Origin of the sequence: Mesorhizobium sp. M6A.T.Ce.TU.016.01.1.1 (assembly GCF_003997065.1) — a bacterium.
GTDB lineage: Bacteria > Pseudomonadota > Alphaproteobacteria > Rhizobiales > Rhizobiaceae > Mesorhizobium > Mesorhizobium mediterraneum.
This window is the reverse complement of record NZ_RZTJ01000012.1, coordinates 1-25,302: the sequence shown is the minus strand read 5'-3', so window position 1 is coordinate 25,302 and position 25,302 is coordinate 1. Positions and strand designations below refer to the sequence as shown.

The following is a 25,302-nucleotide window of genomic DNA, read 5'->3' as shown; positions in this document are numbered from 1 at the left end:
CTACTGCCCCAGCCGTTCGAGCAGCACCGGCACATGCACCTGATCGGATTTGTAATTGCCGGTCAGCATGTACATCATGATGTTGACCCCGGCGCGCAGCGCGTAAATGCGCTGCATCGGGTCCGACGGCACGGTCGGCAAAAGCGGGTCGCCATTCTCGTCAACCGCCCAGGCGCCGGCGAAATCATTGGCGGTGATCATGATCGGCGAGACGCCGTCGCCGGTGCGCACCGGGCGGTTCTCGGTGTTGCTGGCTTCGAGCGACGCCGCGACCCAGAGCGGGCTGCCGGCGAAGCGTCCGGGAAACTCAGGCAGGATGTAGAAGGATTTGGTCAGCACATGGTCCGACGGCACCGGTTCCAGCGGCGGCACGTTGAGGTTGCCGAGGATGTCGCGCAGCCGCTCCGTCGCCGGGCTGGCCGAATCCGCGCCGATGCCGGTGGCGAACTGGTCGCGCGTGTCGAACAGCACCGTGCCGCCCTGCTGCATATAGGCGTCGACGCGGGCGATCGCGGCCTGGCTCGGCATCGGCGCGGCAGGGTCGATCGGCCAGTAGATCAGCGGATAGAAGGACAGCTGGTCCTTCGAGATATCGACGCTGGCCGGCGCGCCCGGCTCGAGCGCGGTCTTCTCGATCAGGAAGCGGGTCAGGCCCTCCAGCCCGGCCCGGCTGATCGAATCGACGCTCTGTTCGCCGGTCTGCACATAGGCGATCCGGGTCTTCGAAATGTCCTCGATCGCCCGGTCATCGCCCGGTTTGGCATCGTCGGCGCGGGCGATGTCGGTGTGGCCGCCCAGGGCGCCGAGCGCAATCAGCAGGGCGGCGGTGGTTGCGGCAGCAGTGCCGGCGCGGCGCGGCCGGCGCGAGAACAGGCCGCCCATCCAGAACACGGCCAGCGTGTCGAGCACCATCAGCAACAGCGCCGCCGCCACCAGTGGGCCTTTCAAATTGTGCGATTCGTCGAAAGCGTACTGGATGGTGGTGACCGGCACGGTGATCTGAGGACGGACCAGCGGCGCGAAGCTGCTTTCGGCATTGAGCAGATTGTGGGCGAAGACGCCGGTTTCGGAGCCGTACAGGCCGGGCGGGTTCTCGAACGTCACCGGCAGCGGGCCGGCACCCGGCACCAGCGGCCTTGCATCCGGCGTCGGCGGCACCAGCGTGCCGTCGGCCGATATCATGCGGTAGGGCGCCAGCGAAGTGGCGGCGGCCTCGGCATTGGCGACCGCCGCACCCTGGTTGCGCGACAGTTGCACGATGCGGCGCAGCATCTCGACGAAGCTGCCGGAGATCGGCAGGTTCGACCAGGTCGCCTCCGGCGTGACATGGAACAGGACGAGCGTGCCCTTGCCCTTCTTCATTCCGGTCACCAGCGGCGTGCCGTCGGCAAGCGTGGCCCAGGTGCGCTCGACGATATCGGGCGTCGGCTCAGCTAGAACCTGCCTGGTGACGGTGACCTCGGCGGGCGGAGCGAGGTCGGCGAAGGGACCGGTCTTCGGAAAATCGGTGACCGCCTGCGGCGTCGTCCACGACAGCGCGCCGCCGAGCGAGCGCTCGCCGGTGCGCAGCCTGACCGGCAGCAGATCGTCGTCATTGCCGCCGGCGACCAGCCGCGAGCCGGCGAACCGCACCAGCGTGCCGCCATTGTCGACCCAGTCGACCAGCCTTTGCCGCACCTGCTCCGGAATGGTGCCGACATCGGCCATGACGATCATCGCCGGCTTCTGGTCGAGAAGCTGCGGGATGGCGTCGGCGAGATCGGCGCTCGACGGCTCAGCCAAATCGGCGAAGGGCTGCAGCGCGCGTCTGATATAGTAGAGCGGCGACAGAAGCGGCTGCGCCTGGTCGGCCTCGGCCTGCGACAGCAGCCCGACGCGGCGGCGCTTGGAATTCTCGTCGAGCACGCGGACGGCGCCGGCCTGCCGCTGGCCGTCGAGCGCGATCGAGGCGAAATCGTTGCGCAGCTCGAACGGCACCGCCATCGTGCCGGTGGCGGTGGATTCGCCCGGCGAGAAGGTCAGCGTGGCGTCGGCGATGCGGCGGCCCTTATCGTCGAAGGCGCCGGCGGTCACCTGAGCCGGCGCCGGATCGCCCGGCGCGCGGATGGCGGTCAGCTCGAAGCCGTCCACCTGGTTGTCGGCGCCGGTCAGGCCGATCAAGGTAGGCCTGTCGGAAACGGCCCAGACGACACGGGCGGCGTTCTTCGACAAAAGCGTGTTGAAGGCGGCCTCGTCACCTTCCGCCGCCAGACCGTCAGCGAGCACGGCGACGCTGGCGCCCGGCAAGCTCTCCAGGGTTGCCGCGACGCGGGCGTAGACGGCAGGGCGGTCGGTCGGGATCGGCCTCGGCTTTGCCGCGCGCAGCCGGTCGAGCGCGGCGGCGGCGTCGAAGGGGCCGATCTCGGCATTCGGCTTTTCGGCGGTGAAGGCGATGATGACAGGCACCTCGTTGGAGCTGGCATCGGCGATCAGCCGTTCGGCCGTGGCGACGCGCTGGCCCCAGTCGGCGGCACTTGCCCAGTCATTGTCGATGACCAGCGCAAGGGCGGCGCCTTCGGCCGGCAGTTTTTCACGCGGGTTGAAGACGGGTTCGGCCAGCGCCGCAACGATAAGGGCGGCCATCAGCAGCCTGAGCAGCGTCAGCCACCACGGGCTCTGTTGCGGCGTCTCCTCGCGCTTCAGCACCCGGGCCAGGATCTTCAGCGGTGGGAATATCTCGGTTTGCGGCTTGGGCGGGGTGAACCGCAAAAGCCACCAGATCACCGGCAGCGCCAGAAGGCCCCACAGCACCATCGGCGCCCCGAAGGAGAGCGGCAGCCAGCTCATGCGCGGATCCTCCCGGCTGAGCTGCCATCGACGGTCATCGCCATATGGACACGCACCAGCGCATCGGAGGCGAGGCGATCGGTGTGGTTGACCGTGAAGCTCCAGCCGAGCCGCTTGCACCAGTCGGTCAGCTCCTGGCGGCGGGCGATGTAAAGCAGGCGGTATTCATCGCCCAGCGTTTCGGCGCGGCCGGCGGTCAGCTTGTCGCCGGTCTCGGGATCGGTGAATTCGGTACGGCCGGCATAGGGAAATCTCTCCTCGGCCGGGTCGGCGACCTCGATCAGATGGGCACGCACGCCGTGGCGGGCGAGCACGTCGAGCCAGGCGATGGTGTCCTCGACCGGATCGAGGAAATCGCTGACGATGACGATGTCGCAGAAGCGGCGAATGCCGGACAGGTCGGGCTTTGCCGGCAATTCGCCGGCATGGGTGAGTTGCGCCGCGATACGCTCGGCGCCGTTGCGGGCGGTGAACGGATCGGTCAGCCCGGGCCAGGCGATACGCTCGCCGCTGCGCGACAGAAGCTCGGCCATGGCCAGCGCCAGCACCAGCGCGCGGGATTCCTTCGAGACGGGGGCTCCGGTCGATTTGTAGAGCATTGAGGGCGAGGGATCTGCCCACAGCCACACCGTATGGGCCGCTTCCCATTCGCGGTCGCGCACATAGATGTGATCGTCACGGGCCGAGCGGCGCCAGTCGATACGTGAGGAATCGCCTTCGACATAGGGCCGGAACTGCCAGAAATTCTCGCCGATGCCGCGCTTGCGGCGGCCGTGCCAGCCGGCGATCACCGTGTTGACGATGCGGCGCGCCTCGACCAGCAGGTCAGGGACCAGCGACGCCCGCAACCGGCCGCGGGCGAGCGCGTCACGCGTCGCTGCCGGTGCCTGGGCCTCGCCTATACGCGCCATCAGATGCCTTTTGCCAGTTTCGCCACCACGTCGCGAACGGTCGTGCCCTCGGCACGGGCGGCAAAGGTCAGCGCCATGCGGTGCTGCAGCACCGGCTCGGCCAGCGCTCTGATGTCGTCGACCGACGGCGCCAGCCGTCCGTCGTAAAGGGCGCGGGCGCGGGCGCACAATGTCAGCGCCTGGCTGGCGCGCGGGCCCGGGCCCCAGGCGACGTGCTTGTCGGTCTCGGCGTTGCCCTGGCCGGGACGCGCCGAGCGCACCAGCTGGAGGATCGCCTCGACGACGCTTTCCGGCACCGGCATGCGGCGGATCAAGGTCTGGATCTCCTTCAGTCGCGCCGGCTGCAGCACGTTCTGCGCCTTGGCGTCCTCGATGCCGGTGGTTTCCAGCAGGATGCGGCGCTCCGCCTCGATTTCCGGATAGAGGATGTCGACCTGCATCAGGAAGCGGTCGAGCTGCGCCTCGGGCAGCGGATAGGTGCCTTCCTGCTCTAGCGGGTTCTGCGTTGCCAGCACGTGGAACGGCGCCGGCAGGTCATGGCGGACACCGGCAATGGTGACGTGGTATTCCTGCATCGACTGCAGCAGCGCCGACTGGGTGCGCGGCGAGGCGCGGTTGATCTCGTCGGCCATCAGCAGCTGCGCGAAGATCGGCCCGGAGATAAAGCGGAAAGAACGCTTGCCGAATTCGTCCTGCTCCATCACCTCGGAGCCGAGAATGTCGGACGGCATCAGGTCGGGCGTGAACTGGATGCGGCGGGAATCGAGGCCGAGCACGATGCCCAGCGTCTCGACCAGCTTGGTCTTGGCGAGGCCGGGCACGCCGACCAGCAGCGCATGGCCGCCGGCCAGCAGCGCCACCAGCGTGCGTTCGACAACGCTTTCCTGGCCGAAGATGACGCGGCCGACGCCATCGCGAACCCTGGAAATGTCGGCCAGCGCCGTCTCGGCCTGGTCGATCATATCCTTTTCGCTGATCGGGCTTTCCTTGATCATCACGCTCATGCAGCATCGATCCTTCTCGTTGGAAATACCGGCTTGCACCTTCGACGCCGCAGAATGCCGCGATTCGGCCTCGCATGGCGCCTGTCTTTGAACTTAAATCACAGACTTAGGCTGACAAGCGGAACAACAGTGACTATTTCGTGACCATGACAGAACGCGCCGAGGATCGTGAAGAGAGTTTGACGGCCGTCGCTGAGGCGCGGGGACTGGAGGCGCTGATCTCGCGTGCCGCCCGCGCAGGTAAGGGGCCGGCGCCGGTGGAGCGCTGGAATCCGGCCTTTTGCGGCGATCTCGACATGGAGATCAGACAGGACGGCACTTGGTTCTACCTGGGCACACCGATCGGCCGCATGCCGCTGGTGCAGCTGTTTTCCTCCGTGCTGCGCAAGGACGAAGACGGCAAGACCTATCTGGTGACGCCGGTGGAAAGGGTCGGCATCCGCGTCGCCGATGCGCCTTTCATCGCCGTCGAGATGGACGTTTGCGGCACCGGCGATGGCCAAGTCATCACCTTCCGCACCAATGTCGGCGATGTGGTCGAGGCCGGGCCGGACCATCCGCTGCGCTTCGTCGACGAGGATGCGACCGGTGGCCTGAAACCCTATGTGCTGGTGCGCGGACGGCTGGAGGCGCTGGTGGCGCGGCCGGTCATGTACGAACTGGTCGAGCATGGCGAAGAGATCGAGGTCGGCGGCAGGAGGATGTTTGCCGTCCGCTCGAAGGGCGCGGTCTATCCGATCATGCCGGCGGAAAAACTGCAGCGGCTGAGCGCGTGATGGGGCAGCGTATGATGGATCAGGTGACGCCGGTGCCGTTTTCCGCCGAGGATTTTCGCGCCCGTGTCGCGGCACAGCCGCTAGCGCATGCCGCAGACGATTACGGCGACCATCGCTTCAATCCCGGCCATCCGCGTTTAAAGCTCGCGAAGGCCCTGCGCGATGCCGCGGTGCTCATCCCGGTGGTCGATCACGGACGCGACGCCACGGTTCTCCTGACCAAACGGGCGGAAAACCTGCGCAACCATTCGGGGCAGGTGGCTTTTCCAGGCGGCACGATCGACCCGACCGACGCGAGCCCGGAGACGGCGGCATTGCGCGAGACGTTCGAGGAGATCGGTCTTGGCCAGGACCGGATCGAGATCATCGGCCGCATGCCCGATTATGTCTCCGGCAGCGGCTATCGCATCGCCCCGGTGTTGGGGATCGTGCAGCCGGGTTTTTCACTGACGCTGAATTCCGAGGAGGTCGACGCCGTCTTCGAGGTGCCGCTGCGCTTCCTGATGGACCCGGCCAACCATGGCCGCGACAGTCGCATGTGGAACGACCTGGAATGGGTCTTCTACGAGATGCCCTATGGCGGCCAGCGCATCTGGGGCGTCACCGCTGGCATCATTCGCACGCTCTATGAAAGGCTCTATACGTGAGCGGCCGGATGTCGCTCGCGGGCAAAGTCGACTGGCTCGGCGAAAAGCACCTGCAGCGCCTGCTGGCGGCGCTGGCGGATGGCGGCGAGGAGGCGCGTGTCGCCGGCGGCGCGGTGCGCAATGCGCTCATCGGCCAGCCGGTCGCCGACGTCGATATCGCCACCACTTGCCTGCCTGATGAAACCATCCGCCGTGCCGAGGCGGCGGGCTTCAAGGCCGTGCCGACCGGCATCGAGCACGGCACCATCACGATTGTCGCCGGCGGCAAACCGTTCGAGGTGACCACGCTGCGCGCCGACATCGAGACCGACGGACGGAGAGCCAAGGTGTCGTTCGGGCGCGACTGGAAGGCCGACGCGCAACGGCGCGATTTCACCATCAACGCACTCTATGCCGAGGCCGACGGCACGGTCGTCGACCTGGTCGGCGGCATCGCCGATATCGAGGCGCGCCGGCTGCGCTTCATCGGCGATCCGGAGGCACGCATCCGCGAGGACTATCTGCGCATCCTGCGCTTTTTCCGCTTCTTCGCCTGGTATGGCGACGGCCGGCCGGATGCCGAAGGACTGAAGGCTTGCGCCCGGCTCAAGGAGGGGCTCAGCCAACTTTCGGTCGAGCGCGTCTGGTCCGAGCTGAAAAAGCTGCTGGCAGCGCCCGATCCATCGCGCGCCTTGCTGTGGATGCGCCAAGCCAGCGTGCTCACCAGCGTTCTGCCGGAGAGCGAGAAATGGGGCATCGATGCGATCCATGCGCTGACCAGGACCGAGAAGGATCTGGGCTGGACGCCGGACCCGCTGCTCAGGCTGGAAGCGATCGTGCCGCCGGATGTCGCGCGGATGAAGACGCTGGCTGAGCGGCTGAGATTCTCCGTCAGCGAAGCCGTCCGTCTCAGGCAGTGGACGCTGACCGCGCCTGTCGAGCCGAAGACGACCGAAACGGAACTCGCAAAACGGCTCTACCGTGGCGATCGTCAGGGCTTTGTCGATCGTTTGCGGCTGTCGCTTGCTTCGGCTCGAGCCCGCGCGGTCGAGGACAATGACGCGTTGCTCGAAGCCGGCGGCTTCTCGCGCCTGCTGGCCTTCGCCGGAAAATGGAAAAAGCCCGACTTTCCGCTCAAGGGCGCCGATCTGACGACGCTTGGCGCGTCGCCCGGGCCGAAACTCGGCGCAACCTTGAAAAACCTCGAAAACGAGTGGATCGAGTCCGGCTTTGCGCTGGATCGCGGCGCGCTCCTCGATCGCGCCGCAGAAGCACTCGAAAGTTAGAGACCGTTTGGAAACTCTACTCTGGCGGCCATCTGGTGGCGTTTTCTGCGCTTCCGGTGCTCACGGACCCAGCGCATGACCCCGGAAACCGAAATCGGTTTCCGGAAAGGATCATGCGCCAACCAAAGTGTTAGAGCGTCCTTTGCGCGTCCAATGGACGCGCGGCGCTCTAATGTCCGCTGCGCTCCGGTTCTCGAAACCACCACCATATGACTCGCCAGAGCGAATTTCGAAACAGTCTCTTAGGTAAATCAGGCCGCGTCGCGGGCCTTTTCGACGCGTGAACGGATCGCTTCGATCATCGTCTCGCGGATGATCGTCTCGCCATGCGTCTCACGCATGTGCTCGACCGCGCGACGCATGATCTCGGCTTCCTCGTCGGCGCGCGTATGCCAGTCACAACCCGGAACGAGCGAGCCGCAGTGGAATTCCTTCATCGGATTTTCTCCCTTTTCCTCCTCGGAGCTCCGCGCATTTGCTTGGGCACGGAAGCTCCAGCACCTTTGATCGACGCATGATCCCTGTCGAAAGCCGGTATCGGTACTCGGGTCATGCGCTGGCCGAGCAAGCATAACACGATCGACTGGTTTTGGTTGCGTTAGAGCGCCGCGCGTCCGGAGGACGCGCAAAAGACGCTCTAACATTATTTGTTATCTGCGCATGATCCTTTCCGAAAACCGGAATCGGTTTTCGGGGTCATGCGCGAAAGACCGAAAAGGCGGAGCAGCGCTGCTCCGCCCTCTTACGCTACCCCAGAGACAAGACTGTGTCTTGCTCTCGGAGCAAGACGTCATCTTGCTCCAGCGGGCAGGCCGTCACTTCACGATCCTGACTGCCTCGGCAATTTTGTTGTTGCCGCTCATGTCCCACGAAACGCGGACCCTTTCGCCGGCCTTCAGGCCAGGATCCTTGAAGGCCTTGGGCAGCGTAAAGGTAGATCCGTCATCCAGAACAAGGCTCATGGCCGTTCCATCATAGGTCTTGACCGTGCCCGTGGTGTGCTTGACCGCTGCGAAGGCAGCGCCACCAGAGGCAAGAACGGCAGCAGCCGCAGCCGACATAATAAGCTTGCGCATGGCATGCTCTCCTGGAAAATGAGGGCACCTGATTTGGGGGGTGCCCCACTCAATTATGGGCCGTCCGGTCGCGTCGGGTCGCGGTTCTAGAGGAGGCGAGAACCGCCGGCGTTTCCCGGCCCGGAAACGAAAAATAGTCCTGTTTTTTCAAAGGGATATTAGACGAAAAAGATATCCTGTGCGCCACATTCACCGCCAAAATCAGGCGATTTGGACCTGATTGCGGCTCACGTCCAACTCACCGAGATTTTACGGCCATTTCACCTCTGGCGGTAGACTGGACAGGATCGAGGCGACGTTGCCGCCTGTCTTCAGCCCGAAGATGGTGCCGCGATCGTGAAGCAAGTTGAATTCGACGTAGCGGCCACGGCGGATCAGCTGTTCGTCGCGGTCGCCGTCGGTCCAGTTGTCGTTGAAATTGGCCCGCACCAGATGTCCGTAAACGACGAGAAAAGCGCGCCCGACATCCTGGACGAAGTTGAAATCGGCGTTCCAGCCGCCTCTGTCCTCGTCCGAATGCAGCCAGTCGAAGAAGATGCCGCCGGTGCCGCGCGGTTCGTTGCGGTGCGGGAGATAGAAATACTCGTCGCACCAAGCCCTGAATTTCGCGTGGTCGGCCACCGCCGGATGCTTCTCGCAGGCGAACTGCATGGCACGATGGAAGGCAACCGTGTCGGGGTCGTCCTGGGTGCGGCGACGGTCGAGCACCGGCGTCAGGTCGGCGCCGCCGCCGAACCACTGACGCGAGGTGACGACCATGCGCGTGTTCATATGCACGGCCGGCACGTTGGGGTTCCACGGGTGCGCGATCAGCGAAATGCCGCTCGCCCAGAAGCGCGGGTCCTCCTCGGCGCCCGGCATCTGCTTCCTGAACTCCGGCGAGAACTCGCCATAGACGGTGGAGGTGTGGACCCCGACTTTCTCGAAGACGCGGCCACGCATCATCGACATGATGCCGCCGCCGCCCTTGCCGGCATCACGCTCCCACTGCGTCTTTTCGAAGCGACCGGGCGACCATGAGGCCTGCGGTCCCTGCAGGTCCTGCTCGATCTGCTCGAATGCGGCGCAGATGCGCTCGCGCAACGTCTCGAACCACAGCCGCGCCTTCATCTTCTTCTGCTCGATGTCGGCCGGCAGCCCCGCCGGTATTTCGGGTCGTTGCAAATGCCGTCTCCGGTTGCGGGGCGCACCCCGACAAATGACTCGTCTTTTCCGGCCGCGATCCCTAATCTGTTGGGTGCAAGGGTCAAGTGTGAATGGAGTTCTTTCGTGCGCACTCCGGCAAGACCGCCGCTGGATGGCCTGAAGAAGAGGCTCGACCGTTCGCGCGCCGAGCGCGAGCGCATGCCGCGCGACGGGTTCCTGCGCGAGACCTTCGTGCTGCCACGCTCCGATGCGCGGCTCAAGGCGAAGGAGTGGTTCGAGCGCTTTCCCAAGCAGGCCTACTGGACCGAGATCGAAAGCTGGTTCGAGCGGCCGGGCGACGTCATCGAATTCACCATCAGGCGATTGCCGGCGGCGGACTAGGGTGTGTTGATATTCAGGTGATGCCGACCTGCAAACGGCGGGTTCCTGCGCTTCCGGTACTCACCTACCAAAAGTACGCTCCGCTCCGGTTCTCGGAAACCACCGTTTTCGACTCGGCCTGACCTGAATCTCAATACATCCTAGCGCGCGACCAACAACCGCCTTGCTCCCGGGCCTTGGGCGCTCAATCGGTCTTCCTTGTTCCTCAGCGGGCACTTGTCGATCGACATGCAGCCGCAGCCGATACAGTCGGTCAGCCCGTCACGCAGCTTTTTCAGCTGGGCAATCTTCTGATCGAGCTGGTCGCGCCAGGCCGTTGAAAGCAAGTTCCAGTCCTCGCGCGTCGGTGTGCGGCCTTCAGGCAGCGATTCAAGTGCAGCACCAATCTCGGCCAGCGATATGCCGACCTCCTGCGCGATCCTGATGATCGCCACACGTCTCAGCACGTCGCGGCCGTAGCGCCGCTGGTTGCCTGATGTGCGGTGGCTGCGGATCAGTCCGCGCGCCTCATAGAAATGCAGCGCCGATACCGCCACCCCGCTTCGCGTCGCCACCTGGCCGACCGTCAATTCCGTCACCGCAGCCATTCGAATTTTCCGCTTGACCTCAAGTTAAGTTGAGCTTGTAACGAAGAAACCCTTGATATGCAAACGCAGGAGAAGGCGATGTGCGCCTGGGTGAGAATGACAAGAGAGGGTGTGGTCGTCGGCCAGAAAGCGGCGATAAACGTTGCGCCCACTGAGGATATTCAAATCCTATCCGAGTTGCCGGATCGCCTCGCCGGTCACCATGGCGACGGAGAGCGCGACGTTGATGCTGCGCGCGGCGCCTTGCATCGGTATGATCAGTCGCGCATCCGCCGCCTCGTGAACAGAATCCGGCACGCCTGCGGATTCGCGGCCGAACAGAAGGACGTCATCGTCGGCGAAGACGAAATCCGTGTAGGCGGTCGCGGCTTTGGTCGACAGCAGCACCAGCCGCCGCGCTTCGCCTTTGCGCCAGCTCTCGAAGGCGTGCCAATCGACATGCCGGGTCAGCGCCGCCATTTCGAGATAATCCATGCCGGCCCGTTTCAGCGCCCGGTCGGAGAGCGGGAAGCCGGCCGGTTCGATGATGTCGACGCCGAGACCGAGGCAAGCCGCGAAGCGCAGAATTGTCCCGGTGTTGCCGGCGATATCCGGCTGGTAGAGCGCGATGCGGAGACGATCGTTCATTTCCGCGCTCTTTTGATCCGTGGCAGATCGGCCACAGGGGGCTCGCGGGTTTGGAAATTGCTGGACTGGCGGGTGGTCATTTTCTGCGAAGTCGGTTATACGCCGAGCATTGTCAACCCGAACCGATGGAGGGGTAATTCATGATGACCATGTACATCCAGCGCCCCTCTTGTGGGCTTACCAGCCTGCCGGCGGTTTCGGTACGACGATTCTCCTGACCTTTTAGACTTCGATCGCACCGATTCTTAGCCGAAACCTTTTTCGGTCTTCGAAGGAATCCTGCGATGTTTTTCAAGCTGTCGAAGGGGCTGAACGCCCCACCTGAACACGCCTCTGGGCAATCCCTGCCTTTCGCTGGCCATTCGCCCGCGAGCAGGCCGGATTCACCCTTTTACCCGCATTTTCATATGGAGGACGGACCGATGTTCGATCCCTGCAAAATTCCCGGTTCAAGAAGCCTGCACGAGCGCAGGATGGCGACTTGGGCGCTTTTGATCGGCGAAACCTATTCCTCGGCGGTTCACGCCGAGACCCGTCGGCGTCCGCATCGCGGTATGCTGCCGGACGTCGATTTCTCGCGCGCGGTTCCCGACCGCAGCCGGCCGTCGCTGGTGCGCCGGATCATGAGGCTGATCCGCCCTGGCGCAAAAACAGGCGCGAAACTCCGGGTTGTCGACAGAGCGCTGTCAGGATCGTCGAACGAGCCTGTCGGCGAAAAGCCCGCGACGTCCTATACTGCGCGAAGCAAGACCGGCGGCCCGGGTGATTCCGGGACGCCGGTCTTTGTCGCCACGCGATCCCATGACGCTACCCGCTCCCGGGACGCTACGCGTTCCCGCGCCGCGTGAGCGAAACCAAGCATGTGAGTACCAAGACAATGTTCCGCTGGTTTGAAAGAAGGCTCGATCCGTTCCCCGCCGAGGAGCCGGTCGAGCCGCCGAAGACGCTGATCGCCTTCTGCGTGCACTATACGCGCGGTGCCTGGCCCTACATCGCTCTCGATGCGGTGCTGGTGACGGCTATCGCCGTCGCCGAGGTTTGGATGTTCGGCTTCATGGGCCGGATCGTCGACTGGCTGTCGGTGCAGAATCGCGAGACGTTCCTGCAGACCGAGGGCTGGAAACTCGCCGGAATGGCCTTCATCGTGGTGTTCGTGCTGCCGGCGACGGTCTGGTTCCATTCGCTCCTCAACCAGCAGACGCTGATGGGCAATTATCCGATGCGTATCCGCTGGCAGGTGCATCGCTACCTGCTCAAGCAGTCGATGAGCTTCTATCAGGACGAGTTCGCCGGCCGCATCGCGACCAAGCTGATGCAGACCGCGCTCGCGGTGCGTGAGTGCGTCATCAAGCTCATCGACGTGCTCAATTATATCGTCGTCTATTTCCTCGGTATGCTGTTCATCGTCGGCTCCGCCGATTTGCGGCTGGCGGCACCGCTCGCCGTCTGGCTTGCCGGCTATATCTTGCTGTTGCGCTACTTCATCCCGCGATTGGGCAAGGTCGGCGAGGAGCAGGCCAATGCGCGCTCGACCATGACCGGCCGCGTCGTCGACAGCTACTCCAACATCCAGACGGTCAAGCTGTTCTCGCATGCCCGGCGCGAGGCGTCCTTCGCGCGGGAAGGCATGGCCGGCTTTCTCGATACGGTCTATCGGTCGATGCGGCTGGTGACGCAGCTCTATGGCCTGCTCTACGTCCTCAACTCGCTGCTGTTGTTTTCGGTCACCGCGATCTCGCTGTGGCTGTGGCTCGGCCAGGCGGTGACGATCGGCGCCGTAGCCCTGGTCATCGGCCTCGTGCTTCGGCTGTGGGGCATGTCGCAATGGATCATGTGGGAGATGTCCACCCTGTTCGAAAATATCGGCACGGTGCAGGACGGCATCAGCTCGATCTCGCTGCTGCGCCTCGTCGAAGACAGGCCCGGGGCCAAGGATATTGCCGTCACCAAGGGCGAGATCCGTTTCGAGGACATCCGCTTCCACTACGGCAAGCAGAAGGGCATCATCGAGAGCCTGTCGCTGACGGTGAAGCCGGGTGAAAAGGTCGGCATCGTCGGCCGCTCGGGCGCCGGCAAGTCGACGCTGGTCAACCTTCTCTTGCGCTTCTACGACCTCGAAACTGGCCGGATCCTGATCGACGGCCAGGAAATCGCGGCGGTGACGCAGGATTCGCTGCGCGCCCAGATCGGCATGGTCACCCAGGACACCTCGCTGCTGCATCGTTCGGTGCGCGAGAACATCCTGTATGGCCGGCCGGACGCCAGCAACGAGATGCTGATCGAAGCGGCACGCCGCGCCGAAGCGCTTGATTTCATATCAAGGCTTTCGGACGCCAGTGGCCGCACGGGTTTCGATGCGCATGTCGGCGATCGCGGGGTCAAATTGTCCGGCGGCCAGCGGCAACGCATCGCCATTGCCCGCGTTATGCTGAAGGACGCGCCGATCCTCATTCTCGACGAGGCAACGTCTGCGCTTGATTCCGAGGCCGAGGCGGCCATCCAGGAGAACCTCTACAGGCTCATGCAGGGCAAGACCGTCATCGCCATCGCGCACCGGCTCTCGACCATCGCGGCGATGGACCGGCTCGTCGTCATGGACAAGGGCCGCGTCATCGAAGAAGGTTCGCATGAGGAACTCGTCGCCAGCGGCGGGCTCTATGCGCAGCTTTGGCAGCGCCAATCGGGCGGCTTCCTGCTCGACGACGGTGCCGCCGCCAACGATGCCATGATCAAGGGTCAAGCAGCAGAATGATAGCCGCCGAATGATGACTGCCGTCTATCGCTGGTTCGAGAACTGGGTCTATCCATTCAGGGAGCCCGCGGTCCTTCGGCCACCGGTCAGCGTCAGGGGGTTCCTCTGGCACTATGTCGGCCAGGCGAAATTCGCCTTCTTCGCCATGCTTGTCATCGGCGGCATCGCGCCGCTGGTCGAGGCCGGACTGTTCTACTTCGTCGGGCGGCTGGTCGACATTCTCGACCAGCTCCCCGGCGAGCGTAGTTGGGACGCGCTGTGGACTGCCGCCGGTCCCGAACTTGTCTTCATGGCCGCCGTGGTGCTGGTCATCCGTACCATCGTCGTCGGCCTGGCGGCGTTGGTCGACGAGCAGACGATCACGCCCGGCTTCTACAATCTGGTGCGCTGGCAGGCTCACCGCCATGTCTCGCGCCAGTCCTACGCCTTCTTCCAGAACGATTTCGCCGGGCGTATCGCGACAAAAGTCTGGCAGGCGGGGCAGGCGACCGGCGATCTGATGCAAAGCTTCATCGAGGTCGTCTGGTTCATGGTCGTCTATACGGTGACGACGCTGGTGCTGGTCGCCGGCCTCGATCTCAGGCTGGCAGTGCTGGTGGTGATCTGGATCACCGCCTTCGGCTGGCTGGCCAAGCGCTATCTGCCGGCGATCCGCAAGCATGCCGAGGCAACCGCCGAGGCCGGTTCGATGATCAACGGCCGCATCGTCGATTCTTATTCGAACGTGCAGACGCTGAAGCTGTTCTCTGCCGACGGCGACGACCGCTACATCAGGAGCGGTTTCGATATCTATCTCGACGCGCTGCGCCCGTTCACTCGCCGGCTGACCGGCGTGCGCATGGCGCTGACGACACTTTCGGGGATCATGATCACGGCGATCGCCTGTTTTGCCGTCTATCTCTGGGTCGAAGGCTCGATCACCGTCGGCGCCGTCGCCTTCACGCTGTCGCTGGTGCTGCGGCTCAACATGCTGCTCGGCCGGCTGATGATGCAGCTCAACAGCATCCTGCGCAATCTCGGCGTTCTGGAAAACTCCAAGGCGCTGATCTCGCAGCCGCTCGGCCTGACCGACGCACCCGACGCCAGGGAGCTTGTGGTAGGCGGCGGCCGGATCGACGTGAAGAAGGTCGAGTTCCACTACGGCAAGGGGTTCGGCGTGCTCAACGGCATCGACCTCGTGGTGCGGCCGGGCGAGAAGGTCGGGTTGGTCGGGCCGTCCGGCGCCGGCAAGACGACGCTGGCCAATCTGATCCTGCGCCTCTACGACCTCGAGGCCGGCAAGATCACGATCGACGGCCAGGACGTTTCAAAGGTGACGCAGAACTCGCTGCGCGCCAACATCGGCGTCGTCAGCCAGGATACCGCACTGTTCCATCGCTCGCTTCGCGACAACATCAAGCTCGGCATGCCGGACGCAACCGACGCCGAGGTGATCGCGGCCGCCAAGAAGGCCGAGGCGCACGAGTTCATCCTCGACTTGCGCGACAATCGCGATCGCCAGGGCTACGAGGCCTTCGTCGGCGAGCGCGGCGTGAAATTGTCGGGCGGCCAGCGCCAGCGCGTGGCGATCGCGCGCGTCTTCCTCAAGGACGCGCCGATCCTGATACTCGACGAGGCGACGTCGGCGCTCGATTCCGACATCGAGGCGGCCATCCAGGAGAATCTGGCGAGGCTGATGGAGAACAAGACGGTCATCGCCATCGCGCACCGGCTGTCGACCATCGCGGCCCTCGATCGCCTGGTGGTGCTCGACGGTGGCCGCATCGTCGAACAAGGCACGCATGACGAGCTGGTCGCGCTCGACGGGCTCTATGCGCGGCTGTGGAAGCGGCAGTCCGGCGGCTTCCTGTTCAACGAGGAGAGCGTGCTGGAGGAGACGCGGCCGGCGGAGTAGGGCCAGATTTCAGCAAGAACCGGAGTGGACCATGTCGGTGCGAATGCCATCGAATTTCGGACGGTCGGGAGCGCAGGAGAGCGCGCTCGACCTGCTCGGCAATGAAATCCTCGGCGAAAAGGCGGCGGCGCTCGGCCGCGCCGGCCGGCGCGTGGATGAAACTCTGACGAAGCTGCGTGAGCATGGCGATGACGGCAAACAACGTGCCCGGCTGCTCAAGGACGCGGCGGAGGCCGTCCACGGCTATTTCATCCAGCGCGAATTGTGCGGCTTGCACAGGCACGACGCGGTGATCCGGGAATACAACATTCCCAAAGCCGTGCTGGCCAGGCTCGGCGCGAAATAGACAATAGTGTTGAAAATCTGACCGAAGACGAAATACCGATTTCGACCCCTTTGCGGACCATCCCTGATGGGAGTTCAAGGGAACGTCGTGACCCTTTCGAGACTCTCCGAGGCCGATTTTCCTTCCCGGAACCGGACGTTAAGCGCAACCAGTCTGATGACCCTTCTCGGACCTTCCCGAACTCATTTTGGTGCCGGATAGCGGACGTTCGGCTGAACCAGCCGCTCTGACCCCTTGCTGACCTTCTTGAGCCGGTGCTCTTGGCAGAAAGCAGACATTGGCCGCGACCAGTGCTCATGATCCGTTCCTGAACTTTCCTACGAGGTAGGCTCCGGGGTTGGACTGATAGACTCGTTCACGAAGCGTCGGTACACTGCCGGACTGCTTTCAGATGAGAGCAATCGCCGCACATGACCGACGAACGCATCCAGCGTCGACTCGCCGCCGTAATGGCGGCCGATGTCGTTGGCTACAGCCGCCTCATGGAAACGGATGAGGCCGGCACGCTGGCCGCGCTCAAGTCCCGACGCAAGCAAGTGCTGCAGCCGTTGGTCGCCAGGCACCATGGCCGGGTCTTTAAGGTGACTGGCGACGGCGTGATGGTGGAGTTCGCCAGCGCCGTCAATGCTTTGCAATGCGCCATAGACGTGCAGCATGCGATGGCTGCCGCCAATGCCGCTCTGCCGGAGAAGCTCCGTATCGTGCTGCGCATTGGCGTCAATTTAGGTGATGTGATGGTCGAGGGCAGTGACCTTTATGGCGATGGCGTCAACATCGCTGCGCGACTGGAAACCACCGCCGAGCCAGGCGGCATCCTCATCTCCGGAACGATCTACGACCACGTCCGAAACAAGATCGAGGTTGGTTTCGAGGATCTCGGGGCCCAGACCGTGAAAAACATTGCCCTGCCAGTTCGCATCTACCGCGTTTCCGGCACGCCGCCTGTTGTGATTTCCACATCCAAGGCCATCACCGACAAGCCTTCGATTGCCGTTCTGCCGTTCACGAACATGAGCAGCGATCCCGAGCAGGAGTACTTCGCTGACGGTCTGGCGGAAGACCTGATCACTGACTTGTCGAAAGTGCCTGGTCTGTTGGTGATCGCACGCAACTCCACATTCGCTTACAAGGGGAGGTCAGTAGATGTCCGCTCAGTCGCCAGGGAGCTGACGGTGCGTTATGTGCTTGAAGGAAGTGTGCGCAGGGAGAAGGCTAGGGTGCGGATCAATGCCCAGCTAATCGACGCCACGGACAGCAGTCATCTCTGGGCTGATCGCTTCGACCGCGATTTGGCGGACGTCTTCCTGTTGCAGGACGAGGTCGTCCATACGATTGTAAGGGCCCTGTCCGGCGTGTTGCCGACCGCTGTGACCTCCAGCACACGTAGGACAGCAAGTCTCGAAGCGTATGACCTCTTCGTCCGCGGCCGCGTGCTGGTGGTTCAGTCGCCCGAAAGCAACAGGGCGGCTCCCGCGCTCTTGGAAAGGACCATCGAACTCGATCCCGGCTTCGCCGATGCTCATGCTTGGCTTGCGATGAGCCACCATTTTGCCTGGGCGTATTGGCTGGATGCTCCAGAGCGCCATCATTCGCTGGCTCTGGCGGCAGCCTGGCGCGCCGTATCGCTTGATCCGGAAAATGCCGTGGCCCATGCAATCCTCGGCGACGTGCTGATCTACGATGGCAAGCCGGATGAAGGCGCGGCGGAGCTGGCCACTGCCCTTCGGGTCAACCCCAATCATGCCGATGCCTGGGCATTCCTGGGGCAACTGAAGGCATTCGAGGGAAAGGCTATCGAGGGCATCGGACATTTGCGCCACGCCATTCGCCTCAATCCGCACCCGCCGGGGTGGTACTATTGGCTTCTCGGGCTCGCCCAATACGCAGCGGGTCAATACGCCGATGCCGTCGAAACACTCCGGCATGAGGCCACGCACCGGCTCGGCTCGCAACGTATCTTGGCTGCAAGTCTGGCGCGGCTCGGGCATATGGAAGAGGCCAAGGAGGAAGCAAGGCAATTCCTCGCCTCGAATCGAGATTTCTCGATACAGCACTGGGCAAGCACACAACCGTTCCGGCACGAGGCCGATCGACAGCATTTCATCGATGGCTATGAAGACGCCGGCCTGCCACAGTAGGGCCGGACGTGGCCATAATCCCAACCGTGCAAATTTGGATATCTAGCCTTGCTGACCATTCGCACAGCCACACTTGCCGACGCAGACGCCATTTGGAGCATACTCGAGCCCATCTTGCGGGCAGGCGAAACCTACGCGCTGCCGCCTGACTGGAGCCGATCCGACGCGCTGTCATACTGGTTTTCCCCGGATCACGAGGTGTTCGTCGCAGGAACGGACGAACTGGTGATGGGAACTTATTATCTGCACGCGAACCAACGGGGCGGCGGTGCCCACGTCGCCAACTGCGGTTATATAACCGCGCCGGACTCGGTCGGCCGGGGTGTTGCAACGGCGATGTGCCAGCACTCTCTGGGTCACGCGGCTGCGCGAGGCTTCCGGGCCATGCAGTTCAACTGTGTGGTCAGTACCAACGAACGCGCGGTCAAGCTTTGGCGTCATCTTGGATTCGACGTTGTCGGAACGATTCCGCAAGGTTTCGAGCATCCGGTTCTGGGGTTCGTGGACACGCTGGTAATGCACCGATCGCTCTGACTGCCTTGCGCAGGCGCATAGCTGCCCTAATACGTTACGAAGAGATCTTCGACGCGGATACGACGTTCGATCTTTCTGAGCCCGGTCCGGGTGGCGGCACTCTTCGTCACTCGCTTGTCGACCTTGGAGGCGGCTTTGCCCTTCATCCGTTCCAAATGCCAGAACCGACGGGGTATGAGGGTGGCTCGATGCAGATGGGGAAGAGAGGTCACATAGATCATCTCGCACTGAAGGTAGACTATGAAGAGCGCTTGCAGGAAGTCAGGCGACGTCTAGTGAAGGCCGGCGCTTCGGATGGGACCATTACGGATTTCGGCGCTATCCGTCTTGTCAGCTTCAAGGACCCGGATGGAATGGAAGGTGAGGTCGCACGGTGGACCGATAGCAAACGCGTGCTCGGCTTTCATGAACGCAAGCAGGAGACTTGGCAAGATTAACAATGGTCAGAACTTCCGGCGGAAAATCGCGAAGGTCCGCATCGGGCTGACCCTGCCTCATGCCAGTTCTGCCGTCATCGACTGCAACGGTTCGAATCCTGCGGTTGAGCGAAGGTCGGCAATGGGGAATCCCGCCGAATGACCGGATCTGGCGCGACGGAGCCGGCCGAAGGATTCGGCTCTGCCACACGGCCACCGAGCTCTCGACGTCGCGGTTGGGTGGAAGGCGCGGTCATCGAGCATAGCGGCACCAACGACCCGGAATGTGTCATTAGCAGACAGTCCACGCAGCGTGATAAGCTCAAAGCAGGCACCGGAGCGTGGAGGGTATCTGGATGATAACGTCGTTTCGGGAGGCAGAACTCGCCGGCTGGTCCACCCGCTCAGCAAGCTACGATCAGCACCTATCTCCGATTACCAACCAGGTCATCGCGCCCATCATTGCAGCCTTGGGACCGCTGGACGGAAGGAGGGTGTTGGACGTGTGTTGCGGACCGGGCCATCTCGCTGGATCGCTTGCAGCCGAGGGGGCTGCCGTTGAGGGCGTTGATTTTGCAGCCTCCATGATAGCGAAAGCGGGAGAGAACTATCCAAGACTCACCTTCCAGGTGGGTGACGCCGAAGCGTTGCCCCACGCGAGCGACACATTCGATCATGTCGTATGCGCATTCGGGGTGATGCACCTCAGGCGCCCCGAGTCGGCCATTGCAGAAGCTTTTCGCGTGCTCCGCCCCAAGGGCCGATTTGTGTTTACGCAGTGGGGCAAGGACGATGAGGTGCTGAATATCGTACTATCGGCGATCGCCGACCACGGAACGCCGATCTCAGATCTGCCGGATGCACCTCCGCCATTACGATTCAGTGATCCGCGCGAATGCCGTCGGGTGCTTGAAGCCAGCGGCTTTACCGAAGTGCGTGACGATCTCATTGAAACGACATGGACGAACGAGCGACCGAAAGCGCTGCTCGATCTCATTTATGGCGGCGCTGTGCGAGTTGCCATGATGCTGGAAGCACAAGAGCCAGCTCGGCGCGCCCGGATTCATGACGCGATTCTCGGTGCCGCGAAAGCGCATGTCTTCGACGGTACTGTTGTAATCCGAAGGCCCGTGGTGGTGGCTTCCGGTACCAAGCCCTCGAGTGCCTGACGTCTGAAATGGGTGAGAACGCGCCCTTTCTCACACCGGAGAGCCGTCCGCAAAGGGTCGATTCGGGCGGTACAGCGAACGACCAGTTTTGAGACGGGCCATGAATGTCGTGAAATGGCGCTGCCTGTGCGTTCCGATCGGCGATACGGAAGGCAGAAAACCATCCAAAGCGGTTGTCTCACCTCGGGTACCAAGCGTCAGATTTTCACCACTAGTTCGACCATGATCTTTTCCGAAAACCGGTTTCCGGTTTTCGCTGACGCGGACCTTCGGTTCGTGATCATGGCCTACTCCAGCCATTCGGTGATGAAGCTGCCGTTTTCGTGGATGTCGGTGGTCTCCAACGGGCCTGGGCCGAGATTGGTGAACTTGTGCGGCGTGTTCGGCGGCACGATCAATATCTGGCCAGCCGACGCCTCGATCTGCCGGTCACCGACGGTGAACAGCCCGGTGCCGGCGCGGATGATGAAAATCTCGCAATAGGGATGCATGTGCAGCCGCGGGCCGCCGCCGATCTCCGGCAGATAGTTGAAGATCAGGCAGCTTTTGGAGCCGTAGGCGCCGCACTGCAGCTCGCCTTGCCAATGGTCGGGCCAGCGGTCGGTCGCTCCGGCCCATTTGTCGCGGTCGATGACATGCGCCATGGCCGAGGATAGACCGAGGCCGGGCCTCCTGTCGAGGCAAACGCAGGCTCCGATTTGCCGTTGTTTTCCTGTGGTTTCGCCGTCTTTGTCGCCATGCGGTCCGACGCCGAATTGCGTCCCCGCGACAATCTGCCCTTGTGCCTTCACCCGTCTGGACAAAAACAGGCTTCACGCATAAACCGAAGTCCAAATGCCGGAGGAATTCGCTAGCCTGTTCGCCATGCGCTGTCGGGTTGGCGTGAATGAGCGGGGAATAAGGCTCGGCCACCGGCACGGAAGAGGCGAAAGGATCAGGCACCCGTGAGCGCAACCGACATCCAGGATCCCAACCGTCGTGATTTTCTCTACGTCGCCACCGGCATGGCCGCAGTGGTCGGCGCGGGTGCCGTCGCCTGGCCATTCATCGACCAGATGCGCCCGGATGCCTCGACGCTGGCGCTGGCCTCGGTCGAGGTCGACGTCTCTTCGCTGACGCCGGGAACGTCGCTTGTCGTGAAATGGCGCGGCAAGCCGGTGGTCGTGCGCAATCGCACTGAACAAGAGATGAAGGACGGCGAGGCGGTCAATCTGGCCCAGCTCAAGGATCCGCTCGCCCGCAACGCCAATTTGCCGGCCGATGCGCCGGCGACGGACGCCAACCGCACCATGCCGGGCAAGGAGGCCTGGATGGTGATGGTCCAGGTCTGCACCCATCTCGGCTGCATTCCGCTCGGCCAGGAAGGCGAGTTCGGCGGCTGGTTCTGCCCGTGCCACGGTTCGGTATACGACACCGCCGGCCGCGTCCGCGGGGGGCCGGCGCCGGAGAACATGTCGGTGCCGGTGTTCCAGTTCATTTCCGACACCAAGATCCGTATCGGCTGAGGCTAGGGGACATTTCGATGAGCGAGGGACACTCGACCTATACGCCCAAGACCGGTATCGGACGCTGGTTCGACGCCCGCATGCCGCTGCCGCGGCTGGTCTATGACAGCTTCGTCGCCTATCCGGTGCCGCGCAACCTCAACTATGCGTGGACCTTCGGCGGCATCCTGGCGATCATGCTGACGGCGCAGATGCTGACCGGCATCGTGCTGGCCATGCATTATGCGGCGGACAGCACTCTCGCCTTCGATTCGGTCGAGAAGATCATGCGCGACGTGAATTCGGGCTGGCTGTTGCGCTACATGCATTCGAACGGCGCGTCGTTCTTCTTCGTCGCCGTCTACATCCACATCTTCCGCGGGCTCTACTACGGTTCGTACAAGGCGCCGCGCGAGCTTCTATGGATCCTCGGCTGCATCATCTACCTGCTGATGATGGCGACGGGCTTCATGGGCTATGTGCTGCCCTGGGGGCAGATGAGCTTCTGGGGCGCGACCGTCATCACCGGCTTCTTCAGCGCCATCCCGCTGGTCGGCGACTGGATTCAGCAGCTTTTGCTCGGCGGCTTCGCTGTCGACAACCCGACGCTGAACCGCTTCTTTTCACTTCACTATCTGCTGCCGTTCATGATCGCCGGCGTCGTCGTGCTGCATATATGGGCGCTGCATGTGGTCGGCCAGTCGAACCCGACCGGCATCGAGGTCAAGTCGAAGACCGATACCGTCGCCTTCACCCCTTACGCGACCATCAAGGACGCGTTCGGGATGCTCGTGTTCCTGTTCATCTTCGCCTATTTCGTCTTCTACCTGCCGAACTTTCTCGGTCACCCCGACAACTACGTAGTCGCCGACCCGCTGAAGACGCCTGCCCATATCGTGCCGGAATGGTACTTCCTGCCGTTCTACGCGATCCTGCGTGCCATCACCTTCAATATCGGGCCGATCAACTCCAAGCTCGGTGGCGTGCTCGCGATGTTCGGCTCCATCGCCATGTTGTTCCTGGTGCCGTGGCTCGACACCTCGAAGGTGCGCTCGGCGGTCTACCGGCCCTGGTACAAGCTGTTCTTCTGGCTGTTCGTGATCGATGCCGTCCTGCTTGGCTGGCTGGGCTCGCAGCCAGCCGAAGGCAGCTATGTCTTCATGGCGCAGATGGCGACATTGTTCTACTTCGCCTTCTTCTTGGTCGTGCTGCCGGTGCTCGGCCTGATCGAGACCCCGCGGCGGTTGCCGAATTCGATCACCGAGGCGGTGCTCGAGAAGAACAAGGGTGGCGGTGGCGGACATCCGGCTCGCGCGACAGCCGCACCGGAAACCAAGGGCTGAGCATGATCCCGAAAAGTGGAGACCGGTTTCCGGACAAGATCATGCTCGAGACGACGACCGCGCGGCAGAGAATCTCAAGGGGATTTGGCATGAAGACGATTCTCACCTCGCTGGCGCTGCTCGGCCTTGTTTTGGCGGGTACCGCGGCCGCGACCACCGGGGCCATCGCCCAGGAGGAGGCGCACAGCGAAGCCCAGCCGACGCATTTCCCGATACACGAGCCCAAGGAGATGGACTGGAGCTTCGCCGGGCCGTTCGGCACCTACGACAAGGCGCAGTTGCAGCGCGGGCTGAAGGTCTACAAGGAAGTCTGCGCGGCCTGCCATTCGATGAAGTTGGTGGCGTTCCGTACGCTGGAAGATCTTGGCTATTCGGAAGCGCAGGTCAAGGCGCTGGCGGCCGAGTACACGATCAATGATGGTCCCAACGATGCCGGCGACATGTTCGATCGTCCCGGCATACCGTCCGACCATTTCCCGGCGCCGTTCCCCAACGATCAGGCCGCAGCGGCCGCCAATGGCGGGGCTGCCCCGCCCGACATGTCGCTGCTGGCCAAGGCGCGCGGCGTCGAACGCGGCTTTCCGCGCTTCGTCTTCGACATCTTCACGCAGTATGCCCAAGGCGGTCCCGACTATATCCACTCGCTGCTGACCGGCTATGACGAGCAGCCGCCGGCGGGCATGGAGATACCGGAAGGCACGCACTACAATCCGTACTTCATAGCCGGCGTGTCGCTGAAGATGCCTAACCCGCTTTCCGACGATCAAGTGACCTATGACGACGGCTCGCCGCAGACGGTCGACCAGTATTCCCGCGACGTGTCGGCCTTCCTGATGTGGGCAGCCGAGCCGCATCTGGAAGCCCGCAAGAAGACCGGCTTTCGCGTGCTGGTCTTCCTGCTGCTGTTCGGCGCGCTAGTCTATCTGACCAAGCGCAAGGTGTGGGCCGGCGTGGCGCACTGAGCTACAGAAGAGCCACGAGATCGAAAGGGCGTCGAAAGGCGCCCTTTTTGCATTTCCCTACCGCATTGGCCCGAAAATCGGGAATCGATTTTCGGAAAATATGATGCGTAGATTCAAAGTGTTAGAGCGTACTTTGTGCGTCCAAGTGGACGCACGTCGCTCTAGACCGTCGGCTAAGTCCTTTGCCGGACAATTTTCTTCCAGGCGCCACATCGCGGTAGCCGTCGCCGGCCGCCCCGGGTTACGATCGGCCCGAGTTCCTTTCACGTCTTCAAATCGAATCGGACGAATATTTCGGAGAGCCGCCCCATGAAACCTTCGCTCGAAGACACGCTGCTTGCCGCGATCCGCACCATTCCGGACTATCCCAGGCCTGGCATCCTGTTTCGCGACATCACCACGCTGCTCGGCAATGCGCGCGCCTTTCGCCGCGCCATTGATGAACTGGTGCATCCCTACGCCGGCCAGAAGATCGACAAGATCGCCGGCATCGAGGCGCGCGGCTTCATCCTTGGCGGCGCCATCGCGCACCAGCTGTCGGCCGGCTTCGTGCCGATCCGCAAGAAGGGCAAGCTGCCTTACGAGACGGTGCGCGTCGCCTACAGCCTCGAATATGGGCTGGACGAGATGGAGATGCACAAGGATGGCGTGTCGCCGGGCGAGAAGGTCATCCTCGTCGACGACCTGATCGCCACCGGCGGCACGGCGGAGGCAGCGGTCAAGCTGTTGCGGCAGATCGGCGCCGACATCCTCGCCGCCTGCTTCGTCATCGACCTGCCGGACCTCGGCGGCCGCGAGAAGCTCGAAGCGCTCGGCGTGCCAGTCAGGACGCTGATCGGGTTCGAAGGGCATTGAGCGGACTGTGAGGCGCGCACTGCCTTCTCCCCTTGTGAGGGCTTTGCACGGGGAGCGAAGTGGAGTTCGGTGGTCAGTGGGGGCCTTTTTGAAGGCCGGCAGAGCGGTTTTCCGCGGCCCTTGCGAGGCCTTTGTCGGTTTAGGCAGCCATCCTGCCGGATTG

Annotated in this window: 25 protein-coding genes; 16 read left to right on the top strand and 9 right to left on the bottom strand. The window is 63.2% G+C overall.

All coding sequences use genetic code 11. The features are described 5' to 3' along the window. The 3 genes from EOC94_RS20950 to EOC94_RS20940 are packed head-to-tail and all read right to left on the bottom strand — an operon-like array spanning nt 1 to nt 4,741. Nucleotides 1-2,826: a DUF4159 domain-containing protein gene (locus EOC94_RS20950; RefSeq protein WP_095484210.1), complete on the bottom strand. Its 2,826-nt coding sequence runs from the start codon at nt 2,824-2,826 to the stop codon at nt 1-3. Then, the gene (locus EOC94_RS20945) at nt 2,823-3,737 is read right to left on the bottom strand and encodes a DUF58 domain-containing protein (RefSeq protein ID WP_126105250.1); all 915 of its coding nucleotides are present in this window, start codon (nt 3,735-3,737) and stop codon (nt 2,823-2,825) included. The genes EOC94_RS20950 and EOC94_RS20945 overlap by 4 nt, the downstream gene beginning before the upstream one ends. After that, entirely contained in the window at nt 3,737-4,741 is a 1,005-nt protein-coding gene (locus tag EOC94_RS20940) for a MoxR family ATPase (RefSeq protein ID WP_126105251.1), read from the bottom strand. Before EOC94_RS20940 ends, EOC94_RS20945 begins: the two co-directional genes overlap by 1 nt. Nucleotides 4,742-4,887: 146 nt before the next feature. On the opposite strand from EOC94_RS20940, the gene EOC94_RS20935 reads away from it, so the two are divergent. The 3 genes from EOC94_RS20935 to EOC94_RS20925 are packed head-to-tail and all read left to right on the top strand — an operon-like array spanning nt 4,888 to nt 7,429. Then, nucleotides 4,888-5,517, top strand: coding sequence for a DUF1285 domain-containing protein (locus EOC94_RS20935; protein ID WP_126107370.1), 630 nt, complete (start codon nt 4,888-4,890; stop codon nt 5,515-5,517). A 14-nt stretch (nt 5,518-5,531) separates the two neighbouring features. Continuing rightward, entirely contained in the window at nt 5,532-6,164 is a 633-nt protein-coding gene (locus EOC94_RS20930; protein WP_126107371.1) for a CoA pyrophosphatase, read from the top strand. Nucleotides 6,165-6,172: 8 nt separating this feature from the next. Continuing rightward, a complete protein-coding gene (locus EOC94_RS20925; RefSeq protein ID WP_127293184.1) occupies nt 6,173-7,429 on the top strand; it encodes a CCA tRNA nucleotidyltransferase in 1,257 nt (418 codons plus the stop codon). Nucleotides 7,430-7,680: 251 nt separating this feature from the next. Here the strand turns inward: EOC94_RS20925 and EOC94_RS20920 are convergent, their stop codons facing one another. The 3 genes from EOC94_RS20920 to hemF form a co-directional block, all read right to left on the bottom strand. Then, on the bottom strand, nt 7,681-7,866 hold the full coding sequence (locus tag EOC94_RS20920) for a DUF1059 domain-containing protein (RefSeq protein WP_127293182.1): 186 nt from the start codon (nt 7,864-7,866) through the stop codon (nt 7,681-7,683). 378 nt (nt 7,867-8,244) lie between these two features. Further along, nucleotides 8,245-8,505: a DUF1344 domain-containing protein gene (locus EOC94_RS20915; protein ID WP_127293180.1), complete on the bottom strand. Its 261-nt coding sequence runs from the start codon at nt 8,503-8,505 to the stop codon at nt 8,245-8,247. Between the two features lie 249 nt (nt 8,506-8,754). Continuing rightward, nucleotides 8,755-9,669: an oxygen-dependent coproporphyrinogen oxidase gene (hemF, locus tag EOC94_RS20910; RefSeq protein ID WP_127293178.1), complete on the bottom strand. Its 915-nt coding sequence runs from the start codon at nt 9,667-9,669 to the stop codon at nt 8,755-8,757. Between the two features lie 105 nt (nt 9,670-9,774). Here hemF and EOC94_RS20905 point away from each other — a divergent pair, with 105 nt between their 5' ends. Continuing rightward, entirely contained in the window at nt 9,775-10,032 is a 258-nt protein-coding gene (locus EOC94_RS20905) for a hypothetical protein (protein WP_006202578.1), read from the top strand. A 140-nt stretch (nt 10,033-10,172) separates the two neighbouring features. On the opposite strand, the gene soxR is transcribed toward EOC94_RS20905, so the two are convergent. Both soxR and EOC94_RS20895 read right to left on the bottom strand, forming a co-directional pair. Beyond that, nucleotides 10,173-10,619 (bottom strand): redox-sensitive transcriptional activator SoxR, encoded by a 447-nt coding sequence (gene soxR / locus EOC94_RS20900; protein ID WP_095484216.1) that lies wholly within the window; start codon nt 10,617-10,619, stop codon nt 10,173-10,175. A 168-nt stretch (nt 10,620-10,787) separates the two neighbouring features. Continuing rightward, nucleotides 10,788-11,246: a tRNA (cytidine(34)-2'-O)-methyltransferase gene (locus EOC94_RS20895; protein WP_127293176.1), complete on the bottom strand. Its 459-nt coding sequence runs from the start codon at nt 11,244-11,246 to the stop codon at nt 10,788-10,790. Between the two features lie 473 nt (nt 11,247-11,719). On the opposite strand from EOC94_RS20895, the gene EOC94_RS20890 reads away from it, so the two are divergent. The 8 genes from EOC94_RS20890 (at nt 11,720) to EOC94_RS20855 (ending at nt 20,495) form a co-directional block, all read left to right on the top strand. Further along, complete coding sequence (locus EOC94_RS20890; RefSeq protein ID WP_245465615.1) at nt 11,720-12,094, top strand: hypothetical protein; 375 nt, start codon at nt 11,720-11,722, stop codon at nt 12,092-12,094. Nucleotides 12,095-12,123: 29 nt separating this feature from the next. Then, nucleotides 12,124-13,998 (top strand): ABC transporter ATP-binding protein, encoded by a 1,875-nt coding sequence (locus EOC94_RS20885; RefSeq protein WP_127293340.1) that lies wholly within the window; start codon nt 12,124-12,126, stop codon nt 13,996-13,998. Between the two features lie 10 nt (nt 13,999-14,008). Next, nucleotides 14,009-15,892, top strand: a complete 1,884-nt coding sequence (locus EOC94_RS20880; RefSeq protein ID WP_127293172.1) for an ABC transporter ATP-binding protein — start codon at nt 14,009-14,011, stop codon at nt 15,890-15,892. Between the two features lie 31 nt (nt 15,893-15,923). After that, nucleotides 15,924-16,238 (top strand): DUF6665 family protein, encoded by a 315-nt coding sequence (locus EOC94_RS20875; RefSeq protein WP_127293170.1) that lies wholly within the window; start codon nt 15,924-15,926, stop codon nt 16,236-16,238. Between the two features lie 410 nt (nt 16,239-16,648). Further along, complete coding sequence (locus EOC94_RS20870) at nt 16,649-18,376, top strand: adenylate/guanylate cyclase domain-containing protein (protein WP_127293168.1); 1,728 nt, start codon at nt 16,649-16,651, stop codon at nt 18,374-18,376. Nucleotides 18,377-18,427: 51 nt separating this feature from the next. Continuing rightward, nucleotides 18,428-18,910, top strand: a complete 483-nt coding sequence (locus tag EOC94_RS20865) for an N-acetyltransferase (protein WP_126107373.1) — start codon at nt 18,428-18,430, stop codon at nt 18,908-18,910. A 5-nt stretch (nt 18,911-18,915) separates the two neighbouring features. Beyond that, on the top strand, nt 18,916-19,347 hold the full coding sequence (locus EOC94_RS34355; protein WP_245329799.1) for a VOC family protein: 432 nt from the start codon (nt 18,916-18,918) through the stop codon (nt 19,345-19,347). A 335-nt stretch (nt 19,348-19,682) separates the two neighbouring features. After that, entirely contained in the window at nt 19,683-20,495 is an 813-nt protein-coding gene (locus tag EOC94_RS20855) for a methyltransferase domain-containing protein (protein ID WP_095484222.1), read from the top strand. Nucleotides 20,496-20,782: 287 nt separating this feature from the next. On the opposite strand, the gene EOC94_RS20850 is transcribed toward EOC94_RS20855, so the two are convergent. Further along, a complete protein-coding gene (locus EOC94_RS20850; RefSeq protein ID WP_095484265.1) occupies nt 20,783-21,139 on the bottom strand; it encodes a cupin domain-containing protein in 357 nt (118 codons plus the stop codon). 300 nt (nt 21,140-21,439) lie between these two features. Here EOC94_RS20850 and petA point away from each other — a divergent pair, with 300 nt between their 5' ends. The 4 genes from petA to EOC94_RS20830 all read left to right on the top strand — a co-directional run bounded on the left by petA (nt 21,440) and on the right by EOC94_RS20830 (nt 25,139). Continuing rightward, nucleotides 21,440-22,000, top strand: a complete 561-nt coding sequence (gene petA, locus EOC94_RS20845; RefSeq protein ID WP_095484223.1) for a ubiquinol-cytochrome c reductase iron-sulfur subunit — start codon at nt 21,440-21,442, stop codon at nt 21,998-22,000. Nucleotides 22,001-22,017: 17 nt separating this feature from the next. Next, nucleotides 22,018-23,322 (top strand): cytochrome b N-terminal domain-containing protein, encoded by a 1,305-nt coding sequence (locus EOC94_RS20840; protein WP_126105262.1) that lies wholly within the window; start codon nt 22,018-22,020, stop codon nt 23,320-23,322. Nucleotides 23,323-23,411: 89 nt separating this feature from the next. After that, complete coding sequence (locus tag EOC94_RS20835; RefSeq protein ID WP_126105263.1) at nt 23,412-24,284, top strand: cytochrome c1; 873 nt, start codon at nt 23,412-23,414, stop codon at nt 24,282-24,284. A 309-nt stretch (nt 24,285-24,593) separates the two neighbouring features. Further along, nucleotides 24,594-25,139, top strand: coding sequence for an adenine phosphoribosyltransferase (locus EOC94_RS20830; RefSeq protein ID WP_095484226.1), 546 nt, complete (start codon nt 24,594-24,596; stop codon nt 25,137-25,139). The last annotated feature ends 163 nt before the right edge of the window (nt 25,140-25,302 follow it).

Excerpts from the sequence above, each read along its gene's own strand:
- EOC94_RS20950 (WP_095484210.1), bottom strand. The coding sequence starts at position 2,826 with ATGAGCTGGCTGCCGCTCTCCTTCGGGGCGCCGATGGTGCTGTGGGGC.
- EOC94_RS20945 (WP_126105250.1), bottom strand. The coding sequence starts at position 3,737 with ATGGCGCGTATAGGCGAGGCCCAGGCACCGGCAGCGACGCGTGACGCG.
- EOC94_RS20940 (WP_126105251.1), bottom strand. The coding sequence starts at position 4,741 with ATGAGCGTGATGATCAAGGAAAGCCCGATCAGCGAAAAGGATATGATC.
- EOC94_RS20935 (WP_126107370.1), top strand. The coding sequence starts at position 4,888 with ATGACAGAACGCGCCGAGGATCGTGAAGAGAGTTTGACGGCCGTCGCT.
- EOC94_RS20930 (WP_126107371.1), top strand. The coding sequence starts at position 5,532 with ATGGATCAGGTGACGCCGGTGCCGTTTTCCGCCGAGGATTTTCGCGCC.
- EOC94_RS20925 (WP_127293184.1), top strand. The coding sequence starts at position 6,173 with ATGTCGCTCGCGGGCAAAGTCGACTGGCTCGGCGAAAAGCACCTGCAG.
- EOC94_RS20920 (WP_127293182.1), bottom strand. The coding sequence starts at position 7,866 with ATGAAGGAATTCCACTGCGGCTCGCTCGTTCCGGGTTGTGACTGGCAT.
- EOC94_RS20915 (WP_127293180.1), bottom strand. The coding sequence starts at position 8,505 with ATGCGCAAGCTTATTATGTCGGCTGCGGCTGCTGCCGTTCTTGCCTCT.
- soxR (WP_095484216.1), bottom strand. The coding sequence starts at position 10,619 with ATGGCTGCGGTGACGGAATTGACGGTCGGCCAGGTGGCGACGCGAAGC.
- EOC94_RS20895 (WP_127293176.1), bottom strand. The coding sequence starts at position 11,246 with ATGAACGATCGTCTCCGCATCGCGCTCTACCAGCCGGATATCGCCGGC.
- EOC94_RS20890 (WP_245465615.1), top strand. The coding sequence starts at position 11,720 with ATGGCGACTTGGGCGCTTTTGATCGGCGAAACCTATTCCTCGGCGGTT.
- EOC94_RS20885 (WP_127293340.1), top strand. The coding sequence starts at position 12,124 with ATGTTCCGCTGGTTTGAAAGAAGGCTCGATCCGTTCCCCGCCGAGGAG.
- EOC94_RS20880 (WP_127293172.1), top strand. The coding sequence starts at position 14,009 with ATGATGACTGCCGTCTATCGCTGGTTCGAGAACTGGGTCTATCCATTC.
- EOC94_RS20875 (WP_127293170.1), top strand. The coding sequence starts at position 15,924 with ATGTCGGTGCGAATGCCATCGAATTTCGGACGGTCGGGAGCGCAGGAG.
- EOC94_RS20870 (WP_127293168.1), top strand. The coding sequence starts at position 16,649 with ATGACCGACGAACGCATCCAGCGTCGACTCGCCGCCGTAATGGCGGCC.
- EOC94_RS20855 (WP_095484222.1), top strand. The coding sequence starts at position 19,683 with ATGATAACGTCGTTTCGGGAGGCAGAACTCGCCGGCTGGTCCACCCGC.
- EOC94_RS20850 (WP_095484265.1), bottom strand. The coding sequence starts at position 21,139 with ATGGCGCATGTCATCGACCGCGACAAATGGGCCGGAGCGACCGACCGC.
- EOC94_RS20840 (WP_126105262.1), top strand. The coding sequence starts at position 22,018 with ATGAGCGAGGGACACTCGACCTATACGCCCAAGACCGGTATCGGACGC.
- EOC94_RS20835 (WP_126105263.1), top strand. The coding sequence starts at position 23,412 with ATGAAGACGATTCTCACCTCGCTGGCGCTGCTCGGCCTTGTTTTGGCG.
- EOC94_RS20830 (WP_095484226.1), top strand. The coding sequence starts at position 24,594 with ATGAAACCTTCGCTCGAAGACACGCTGCTTGCCGCGATCCGCACCATT.